The sequence below is a fragment of the Pelosinus baikalensis genome (genome assembly GCF_020819555.1).
In the GTDB taxonomy this organism is placed as follows: domain Bacteria; phylum Bacillota; class Negativicutes; order DSM-13327; family DSM-13327; genus Pelosinus; species Pelosinus baikalensis.
In genome coordinates this window covers 1-10,016 of the sequence record NZ_JAJHJB010000072.1, presented here as the reverse complement: position 1 = coordinate 10,016, position 10,016 = coordinate 1, and the positions used below count along the sequence as shown (strand labels likewise).

Sequence of the window (10,016 nt, the reverse complement as noted above, 5' to 3'; positions counted from 1 at the left end):
TACCCAAATAAAAATATTCCAGACTCGTTGCCAATACCAGAGCCCCAAGTAATCCGGCACGCTCATTGAAAAGTTTCCGGCCCGATAGATAGGCTAAAATACTTCCTCCTACTGCGAAAAAAGCGGAAGGAAAACGAGCGGAAAACTCACCAACTCCGAAGATTTTAAATGCGGCAGCCACCAGCCAATAATACATTGGCGGTTTGTCATACCAGAAGTCTCCATAAATGCGAGGAGAAATAAAATCATGAAACTGCAGCATCTCTCTGGCGGTTTCGGCATATACCGGTTCATCCGGATCCATCAAGGGATGCATTCCCAGAAAGGTAAACATGAGTATACCGGCTACACATACAATCAGGGCAATCGAAAGCCAAACTTTTTTATTTATCATAGTATCAACAGTCCCTTTCCAGCTGGCTCAAATTCTTCAACTTCAGTGTTGCAAAGTACGCAGCATTGAATATAAGCCTTCCTTTAACGTATAGGCCGGCTGCCAATGGAGTTCATTGACTGCAGCCTGATTGTTCAATACCGAACGTCGTATATCTTTGTCACGCGCAGCATGGTTAATCACCTCAGGCTGTTTTCCAGCGATTTGAATCAACAGCTCAATCAACGCCTGAAGGCTGGTCTCCTTCATCGTGCTGATATTATAGCTACGGTTTGCTGACTGGGAAAATAACGCTTCATAATTTGCTGCCGCTATATCTTTCACATAAATAAAATCCCGGGTCTGATTTCCATCGCCGTATACGGTTAGCCCCTGACCGGCAATCAATCGATTTAAAAATATGCTGATCACACCACCTTCACCGCTATCACCCTGACGCTCCCCATACATGTTGGCATAGCGCAATGCAACATACTCCAAGCCAAAGTTTTCATAATATAAATTCAGATAATGTTCCCCTGTCAACTTGCTTTCACCATAAAAAGAAATAGGTCGTTTCTTGCAGTCCTCATGAATCGGTAAAACGGCAGTATCGCCATAAATGGCCGCACTTGATGCGAAAACAATTCGCTTTACTCCCGTCAACCGGCTTGCTTCAAGCAAATTAATGAATCCACGAATATTCACATCACAATCGTAATAGGGATCTTCCAGAGAATTAGCTACCGTTGTTTGAGCGGCTTGATGCACAACATAATCAAATCGCTCTCTTGCCAACAAATCCGTAAGGTCCTCATCCCGAATGTCCTTTTTCAGAAAAACAGCCCCTGGATTGATATTGCTAAATAACCCGGTAATCAAATTGTCCAGAATAGTTACCTGTATATCCGATTGAAGCAATAAATCTCCGACTTGATTTTAGGTAAATAACTTTCATCGCGTTTTTGACATTGCAATTTACCAAGGCTATTGCCGTTTTCAGAAACGACGGCTTCAGTGCCACTTTTAAATTCAGCGCTGACCCAGTATAACGGCCGCTGCTTAACCTCCTCAAAAATGCGTCCAACATATTCACCGATAATCCCCAGGCCTACCAATTGAATGCCTCCAAGCGTCAATATGCTCACTGCGACCGTGGCCCAGCCCGGAACAGCATCAGCGGTAAACAATTTCGTGTACACCACATTCAGGGTCAAGCCAAAACTCAACACACCAAAAAGTAAGCCAAGATAAAAGGCAAAGCGCAGGGGGAGTTTTGAATAAGCCGTAATACCGGCAAGGGCAAAAGAAATCATCTTTCTGGGTGAAAACTTAGACTTCCCGGCAAAGCGTTCAGGCGCCACAAACTCCACCTGCGTTTGACGATACCCCATATCGCCAATGATCCCCCGGATAAATCGGGCTTTCTCCTTAAAACACTGAAAAGTGTGAACAACTTTTTTATCAAGCAACCGGAAGTCTGATCCGCCTTCCACGATATGAACATCGGACATGGTATTAATTAACTTGTAGAACATGCTTGAGGTAAACCTCTTTAACCAAGAGACGCCAGATGTACCTACGCGGACGGTTTGCACGACATCAAAACCTTCTTCCCATTTCGTTAGCAAAAGCGGCAACAGCTCTGGCGGGTGCTGCAGGTCGCCGTCCATGGTGATCACCACATCCCCCTGCGCATAATCAAGCCCGCAGGTTAAAGCCACTTGGTGCCCAAAATTTCGTGCCAGAAGAACCGCTTTAATATTTGTATCTTGCTTTGTCATGTGTTCGAGAATCACTGCAGTATCATCACTAGAGCCATCATCAATAAAAATTAATTCATAAGCATAGCCTAAAGGCTCCATATACTTACAGACTTCTTGGTAAAACACATTCACATTCTCCTGCTCATTAAAAACAGGTACAACTACTGAGATTAGTTTCATTTCTATTTCCGCCCTATCCGTAAAATATTAGAAGTGTATTTAAACGACCTGTGAGCTATGTCTGCAAAATGGGGAGTGAAATCGCTCAGGATATTGCTTGTCCAATTTGCCAAACTGAGTGTAACAAGTTCATCTGAAAATACGATGAAAGGAAAAGGCTGTCACCTGCAGCGGTGTATGCCGGGCAGCCTCCACCCACGACCAGGCGAAGCAGCGCGGGCGTACCACAAACAGCGTTGTCAAGTAAATGCTATTGCCGATATGACCGCTGGGAAAGCCGCCCATCACGCCGTTAGGCCTGAGCGCCCACTCACCAAACGCAAACGGTATCAATTTGATCGACTGTACAACTAGCCAGACACCAGCATCCATCGCCAGCGGTCTGCTGATATTTCCTTTTTATCTTATTCATCTGGTTCGGATTAACAGGTTATACAGAGTAACTCATTCCCCATCTTGCTCTCCCATAATAAATACGAGAGCAACTTTGCTTTGGTTCATGGTAAGCCATTTTTTTATGAAAAAAACAAGACACAAAAAAGTGCCTTGTCTGTATACCGTAACCGTCCAACAAAAAGGTGTGTAGAAAAAAGCAAAACCTGTTGTAGAAACAAAGGGACAGGGACTCTGTTTCAGGCCTTCCAGATCCTTGTGGATGATACCCCCGTTATGCGTGCTATCTGGCGTATATTCGTGCCGACAACTTCTTTCATTACTTTCAATATCGCGTCTTGTTTTTCTCTCGGTTCATTGCAAATTTTTACTGCGTCAATTCCAAATTCCTGTCGAACCATTTGTCGAAGGTCATCATCACTTACATTAACCTTGATCCTCGGAATTTCAAGACAAATATCTTCGTTCGCTTCTCTTAAAAACTTTACAAATCGCACAACTGCTTCATCGGGTTTGTCTGGCACTAAAGAGGGACTGCTAGTGCATTCTGATCGCGGCGCACAGTACGCTAGTAAAGAGTATCAGGCCATCTTGAATAAGAATGGTTTTCTTTGTAGCATGAGTCGAAAAGGTAACTGTTACGATAATGCTCCAATAGAGTCATTCTGGGGAAAACTCAAGCAAGAGTGGCTTTATGGGCGAAGGTTTAGGACGCGAGCTGAAGCTAAAGTAGCTATATTTGAATACATTGAGGTCTTCTATAATCGAAACCGCATTCATTCGAGCAACGATTACAGAACGCCGATGGACGCGATGAAGGCGGCATAATGGTGGATATGTTTTACCGCCTATTGGATTTTAACTTCCTGCTTCCAGATTATTCAAGGGTTCGCTCCGCCGAGCAGAACCCCGCTCGCCCTTGACAATCCATCAGACAGAAAATTCGTACTAATCAGGCGAAAAAATAAAATAGGGTCATTTTCGCTCTGCATCAGACATCGATTCTGAAATAATTAGCTATCATGAGTCTCAACTAGATATTGTGCGTTTATCGCGTCTATTTAACCGGGGTAGGTTCATACAGCCAGCGGTGGCCGATTGAAATCTTTTTTCGTCAAAGCAAAGGCAACTTTGGGCTAAATTCCTATCAGGTGCGTTCCGCACAAGCTATCGACAGAATCCTTGCGTTAATCGCCCTAACCTATCTGTATTGTGTGATCGGTACGGGAAACTATTGCCGTTTAGGACACAGGCTGAAAGAAGTACGCACTGCCAGTCAACGCGACAAAGTCGCTATGATTTACCAGGCGGCTAAAAACAATGTGCCGCTTGCAGAAATTTTTGTAAAGCTTAAAATTGCATAGGGATACGTCTAATCTTACAACTGTAAAAATTTGTTATTAAATTTGCTCATTTATAGTAGAAAAAAACAAGACACAAAAAAGTGCCTTGTCTGTATACCTACATATATTTCTTATTTATCTTCAATCAACACTTTCATCAACGAACCCTAAGCCTAAAGGATCTTGCTTCTTCTACAGAAGATAATTTCAGGGAATTCATCGTTTCCGCCTTTTGCCTTGGCCCAGTCATAATCCGATTGACTTGCTGAGTGGAATAGCCTTTTTGTAACAGTTCTTGTCCAAAATCATCCATAATGTGAAGCATATCGAGCCACTCAAGCTCTCTGTCGTATGTGCTAACAGATTCTGCATGAATCTTTTGCATAAAGGATTGTACACCTTCATCACCAAGCTCTGATTGCCTAATATCATCAAGGATTAAAAAAATCTCTTTTACAACCAGGTTGTCACCCCCGGCCTGGTTTCTATCCCCATCCTCGCCGGCCACCAAGTTAGGCACTGGCTTATACTGCAGCCAAAATTGTTTCATATCCTCATAATACGCTTTGCCTAGTAGATTCTCTTTATATAAGGTATACATATAGGAAAGCATCCCGGCACTTATATTTCCTGGATCGCTTGTATCAAATGCCGGCCACCAAAGACTTAGGACAGCCTCTTCAAAATATAGCATTTGTAATTTCTTTTCACTCGTATCTTCGTTTGGCAATAATTTAAAAAAATATTCCGAGACCAAAATAGCATTTTTCAATCCTAGTTTTTTGCGTTCAGCAGTTTCTTCCAGCCAGCTATCCAGTAAGAATTGAGGCACCTCAACTACATTCAAATATTGCTTGTTCGCCCGTGGTATCAGGTTTTCATAAAATGTGATCCTATCCTTGACTAGTGTAATGACCGTATTTGCGTTCTCTTCATGCAGTTTTGCACAATAAGTTGTCATATCTCCGCTCTGAGCCGCTATTTTTACATAAGGAGCAGCTATCAAAAAAGCGTCCTGGGCAGACGAACTGAAAAAAGCAAACTTCCTACCAGTTCCCTCTGATAGATATATACCTTCTCTTAAGGGTAATCCTGTAACAACTTCCATGTCCCTATCTATTTCAACAGTTATCGAAAAGGCGGCAGACAGGTGGGAGACATTGCGCGCCGACAATATCTGGGTGGGCTCATTACTCCATCTGCTCTGATACTCAACAATGTTGTATACCGGGTTTTTACCTAAAACAGGATACCATGCATGACCAGACCGTAACAAGGTCATCGCCGGTGAAACAAAATTAATCAATCCCCTCGGCTGGGCATCATAGTCCGTAAACCACTCCCATACTTTGCCCGAATAATCCAAAGCAATTTCCATAGTGGCTCCGGCAACAAGAGGCGCATTTAGTTTCACCGCAATAAAGTCACCTTTTCTTTCCCAAACAAGTTCTTTGCCACTACCATCGGTTACATGCTGAACAGTATAATAATTTTTTAAGGTCAAAGGGATCTCTTGTATTTGGCTGTCACTTGTATTTTTAAAAACCAGCTTTACATCACAGTCCGCAGTGTTCAGGACTGTTTTCAATTTAATATCCATTACATAGCTAACAGGTTGCAGCCTATTTGACCTATCTGCTGCTTGTCCGGCATCAGCCACCGCATTGCTAAAAGACTCTTGATAACTTTGCTCGCGCGCTTTATACTCCAGGACGAATGGAATAGAACCAGATAAAAATACAGCAAAGGCAGCTGTTACTAGCAGTATGTATGATAATCCCAATTTTCCCAAAGAACGCCGCTTACTGTAAAAATAATAGCTGACTAAAAACAACATTGCTGAAAGCCCCAGCTGCTGGCACAAAACCATTGGTATAAATCCATTCTTAGGAAAGCGCTCTGTAAGCTGTGAAGGAAATTCTGTAGCTGCCAGATTATAAGCCAAATTTATCGGTGGTAACCAATATGGCAATAAGGTATTATGATCACCATCATTAATCAATATTAGATAAAAAGCGGTTATCAAGGTGGTTAAAAAAATACTCGAACGACAGATCGTCTCTATAAACAAAGTGATACATATTGAATTGATACTGATCAAAAAATAATTCAACCAATAGTTCCATAACAGGTCAAAAAAAGGCACCGGCGTAGGAAAAACGAACAGTACCATAGTCGCCACGACTAAAAACATCTGCATACCCAGCAGACCTAAAAGCAAAAAACTGCTCACTGCTCTCCCTAGCAGCAACTCCCAATCCTTACAGGGAAGCGTATTAACAATCTCTGCCGCGCCACTGCGCCAATCCCTGGCAATCATACCGATATTCCAAAAGACAAAAAACATATAGAAAACCGCTATGGCTCTAAGCGCAAAGAATTGATCCTCATATAAAGAGTAAAATAAAAGACAATTGACTAAAACTACAAGCACCCAATAGCCAACCCCCTTTATGCCTACTCTCATTTCTTGCAAGGCAATCGCCATTATATTATTCATATTCCTCTTACCTCGCCAATTCCATCAATGACATATAACCGTCTTTTGCACTAGCAGTATCTTTTATCTGCCAACTCATTCCTGTGGCCAACTTAGCAAGTTCATCCGGCTTACCTTGGAACACCAAACTTCCTTGACGTAATATAGCAAGCTCCGAACAACAAGCTTCAATGTCAGCAAAGATATGGGTAGAATAAACAATGGTTATCTTCCGTCCCAGTTCACTGATTACATTGCGTATATTGTTGCGCTCGACAGGGTCAAGTCCTGCTGTAGGTTCATCCATGATCAAAAGCTGGGGCTTGCCCAATAAAGCTTGCGCAAATCCCAGCCTCTGTTTCATGCCAAAGGAATATGTAGAAATCCTTTTATTCCTAACCTCTGCAAGATTAACTAGCTCAATAGCCTCATTCACCTGTATTTTTCTTGCTTGTTTATCCGTTACCCCTTTTAATACTGCAAAATACTCGAGCATCTCAAAACCAGTCAACCTGGAGTAAAAACCAAATTCTTGGGGCAAATACCCTAATTGATTACGAATTACTGTTTTCTCTGAACATACATCTACCCCATTAACAGTTACCCTACCTCCCGTAGGCTCAATCATCATCGCCAGAATCTTTAACAAGGTACTTTTCCCCGCACCATTTTCCCCTAAGAGACCGAATACACCTGTGCCTATGCTGCAAGTAATATCGTCCAGTGCCATACAATTGTTGTTATATCTTTTACTAAGGTTATTGATCTCTATCATAATAAATACCATTTCTTTCTCATTCTGAATCATCGTGGGATACTAGATAGATATACGCATCCTCCAAGGTAGGCTCCACAGAACACACTCCCGTAATCTCCGGCCGAACATCGCTAATGATCCTTACTTCATACAAACCTTTATCAGCCCGTAAAGCACTGACTACCAATTCATTCTTTTTATCATGCCATTCGTCCTCAGATAGAGTAGCTTGCCAGACAAACCCCCTGGCAGCATCCAGCATTATAGGTATTGAACCTTTAAACTGCATTTTTGCCTTATGTAATAACATGATACTATCTGCCAAAGTAGTTAATTCTGAAATGATATGGGTACTAAATAGGACAATACGTTCAGAGGATAACTTGGAAAATAAATCACAAAAATAATACCTTTCTTCCGGATCAAGCCCTGATAATGGCTCATCCATAAGGAGAAGATCAGGATCGTTTAATAATCCTTGGGCGATCCCAACTTTTTGACGCATTCCCTTTGTCCAATCACGCAACGTTTTATTATGAAAAGAAGTAATTTGAGCAATATCCATTACCTCTTCAACCTTTTGTGTCGCAATAGAAGCGGGAATCCCCTTTAATTCTGCAAAATACATCAAAAATTTTTGCGCGGTCATTTCAGGATAAACCCCAAATTTCTGAGGCAGGTATCCCATATGGGCTTTAAACCTGGCACTGTCATTAGGGAGAGAAATTCCATTAAGGGATACTTGACCAGTTGTTGGCGCAATTATTCCCGCAAGGATGCGCAATAAAGTTGTTTTACCCGCCCCATTAGGTCCAGTCAGCAGATGCAGTCCCTTATGCAAAGAAAGGGAAACATCATTTATCACACAATTCTTTTTAAAGCATTTTGTAATGGACGATAATTCTAACATATTCTTCTCTCTCTTTTATCCCTCTTGGGAATAATCAATATTTTCAATACGTAAGTAGCGTATATGCATTGCAATCAACAGAAGACCTATCACTAAGAATATCATTGGCATCCGCTGTATCAAACCGTTTCCAACTAGACTGATTTGTATCAAACCTTTTCCAACATCACTTTGTTCAAAAATAATTTGTGCTACCCACATTATAAATGTCGTTCCACAACCATACATAGCGCCTAAGCGCAAAGAAACAGCCAACGCGACACCTAAGAAAAACACCATGGGTGCTAACCATGCAAGAATAGTCTTCCATAATAGCACTTTTTCATTTGTCAGCATATCAGAAAAAGAAAGGGCGATCATCCCCGTAGCAGTCAGACAAACGATAATCGTATATCCCAAGGTTACGATAATTCTTGCACTAGCCAATTGGGCTGGTGTATAAGGACAAGACGCTTCCAGCTCATTTGTACCATAAAGCTCTGCCCTATGTTCATAAAAAAGCGTCAGCAAGCCTAAAATTGGCGCTCCATTTGTTAAAAAAATCAACGAATCTCTATCACCGTCCGTTAAAAAAATGCCTGCAAAAATGATCAAACTAGTCATCGCCATAAACCGCCAACTCAGAATATCCAACTGGAGTTTTACCAGACGTAAGACAGAGAGTAGACTGCCATCACTGGCAGACCTTTCTATCGCTACTCTATTAACAGGTTTAAGAATTGGAACACCATCATTACTATCATTTTCCTGCAAAACTGCTTTGAGGTTATAGAGCAAGCTGCTGGTCATCGCAGCAGTAGGCTCAGGAACGTTGTATTTGGATAGTTTATTTAAAACAACAACCATCTCTTCATCATTTCCATCCTTATCAATTTCGCTAAGAATTTCTTGATATTTATCCAAGTTCCTCGCCCCCCTCTTTAAGCAATTTTTTAAGATTATGTAAGCCAGTAGATAACCTTGATTTAACTGTGCCTACAGGAATATTCAATACTAATGCTATTTCTTCCAGTTTCAAGTCTTCATAAAAACGAAGGACAACTACTTCACGGTGAATGTCTCCCAATTGATTGAGAACTTCGATAATCGCTTTCCGTTCATCCTGTTTCTGTAAAAATTCTTCCGGCGTATCCTCATGATCCCTAATATTATTAGGCATCTCAAGACCAGTAATCGTTTTTTGCACATATGCGCTTTTCAAATAGTCCTTACATGTGTTTGACGCAATTGTATAAATCCACGTTTTGAAAAGAAACTCTGGATTGTACTGTTTTATATTCCGGCATATTTTGATAAATACCTCTTGGGTAATATCGTTAGCACTATGATAATTCTTACTCATTCGATAGATATATGAAAATATCTTAGAATGGTAGCGAGAAACAATAGTCTCCAAAGCGGTCTCGTTTCTCTGCTGCAATTGCCTTGCAAGTTCTTCATCAGAAATAATTACTGCCACCTCACTTGAAACCGTTGAATATTAACTAAACATACCCCCTAAGCCATCTCCCGATATTGCCTTATGGATATTATTCCTTATTTAAATTCATGTTGGATATAAAACTCAAAAGAACAGTTCTTTTGAGCCACTCCCATCTCCTTATATCATGTACGCAATACATAAATAGAAGTTTTTCTTTGAAAAACATACCATATTTCTATTCTATTTGCCATTAAAATACAAAACTCCTGCAAGGCTACTGATCAGCTCTTTTTATTCGCAGAAAAGGTTCCAAAAAAAGGCAGAAACAAAGGTGCAGAAACAAAGGGACAGGGACTCTGTTTCAGGCCTTCCAGATCCTTGTGGACGATAAC

Annotated in this window: 11 protein-coding genes and 1 pseudogene; 2 read left to right on the top strand and 10 right to left on the bottom strand. The window is 41.3% G+C overall.

Features of this window, described 5'->3' with window-relative positions:
• The 5 genes from LMF89_RS24185 to LMF89_RS24165 all read right to left on the bottom strand — a co-directional run.
• Positions 1–334 (bottom strand): ArnT family glycosyltransferase (locus tag LMF89_RS24185; RefSeq protein ID WP_439651963.1); only part of this gene is annotated, 334 nt, incomplete at its 3' end.
• 102 nt (positions 335–436) lie between these two features.
• The gene (locus LMF89_RS24180; RefSeq protein ID WP_229537388.1) at positions 437–1,294 is read right to left on the bottom strand and encodes an NAD-dependent epimerase/dehydratase family protein; all 858 of its coding nucleotides are present in this window, start codon (positions 1,292–1,294) and stop codon (positions 437–439) included.
• A complete protein-coding gene (locus LMF89_RS24175) occupies positions 1,270–2,319 on the bottom strand; it encodes a glycosyltransferase family 2 protein (RefSeq protein WP_229537387.1) in 1,050 nt (349 codons plus the stop codon). Before LMF89_RS24175 ends, LMF89_RS24180 begins: the two co-directional genes overlap by 25 nt.
• Positions 2,320–2,448: 129 nt before the next feature.
• Complete coding sequence (locus LMF89_RS24170) at positions 2,449–2,691, bottom strand: hypothetical protein (RefSeq protein WP_229537386.1); 243 nt, start codon at positions 2,689–2,691, stop codon at positions 2,449–2,451.
• A 260-nt stretch (positions 2,692–2,951) separates the two neighbouring features.
• Positions 2,952–3,236, bottom strand: a complete 285-nt coding sequence (locus tag LMF89_RS24165) for a hypothetical protein (RefSeq protein WP_229537390.1) — start codon at positions 3,234–3,236, stop codon at positions 2,952–2,954.
• Positions 3,237–3,243: 7 nt separating this feature from the next.
• Between LMF89_RS24165 and LMF89_RS24160 the strand changes: the two are divergent.
• Positions 3,244–3,540, top strand: a pseudogene (locus LMF89_RS24160) (integrase core domain-containing protein); the annotation flags it as partial.
• 212 nt (positions 3,541–3,752) lie between these two features.
• Positions 3,753–4,076: a hypothetical protein gene (locus tag LMF89_RS24155; RefSeq protein ID WP_229537385.1), complete on the top strand. Its 324-nt coding sequence runs from the start codon at positions 3,753–3,755 to the stop codon at positions 4,074–4,076.
• A 136-nt stretch (positions 4,077–4,212) separates the two neighbouring features.
• On the opposite strand, the gene LMF89_RS24150 is transcribed toward LMF89_RS24155, so the two are convergent.
• Genes LMF89_RS24150 through LMF89_RS24130 form a run of 5 tightly spaced genes read right to left on the bottom strand, consistent with a single transcriptional unit; the run spans position 4,213 to position 9,660 of the window.
• Positions 4,213–6,555, bottom strand: a complete 2,343-nt coding sequence (locus LMF89_RS24150) for an ABC transporter permease (RefSeq protein WP_229537384.1) — start codon at positions 6,553–6,555, stop codon at positions 4,213–4,215.
• A 7-nt stretch (positions 6,556–6,562) separates the two neighbouring features.
• Positions 6,563–7,321, bottom strand: coding sequence for an ABC transporter ATP-binding protein (locus tag LMF89_RS24145; protein WP_229537383.1), 759 nt, complete (start codon positions 7,319–7,321; stop codon positions 6,563–6,565).
• A gap of 7 nt (positions 7,322–7,328) precedes the next feature.
• The gene (locus LMF89_RS24140; RefSeq protein WP_229537382.1) at positions 7,329–8,201 is read right to left on the bottom strand and encodes an ATP-binding cassette domain-containing protein; all 873 of its coding nucleotides are present in this window, start codon (positions 8,199–8,201) and stop codon (positions 7,329–7,331) included.
• Between the two features lie 15 nt (positions 8,202–8,216).
• Positions 8,217–9,104 carry a hypothetical protein gene (locus LMF89_RS24135; protein WP_229537381.1) on the bottom strand — a complete coding sequence of 296 codons (888 nt, stop codon included), beginning with the start codon at positions 9,102–9,104 and terminating at the stop codon, positions 8,217–8,219.
• Positions 9,097–9,660, bottom strand: a complete 564-nt coding sequence (locus tag LMF89_RS24130; RefSeq protein WP_229537380.1) for an RNA polymerase sigma factor — start codon at positions 9,658–9,660, stop codon at positions 9,097–9,099. The genes LMF89_RS24135 and LMF89_RS24130 overlap by 8 nt, the downstream gene beginning before the upstream one ends.
• Between the last annotated feature and the right edge of the window lie 356 nt (positions 9,661–10,016).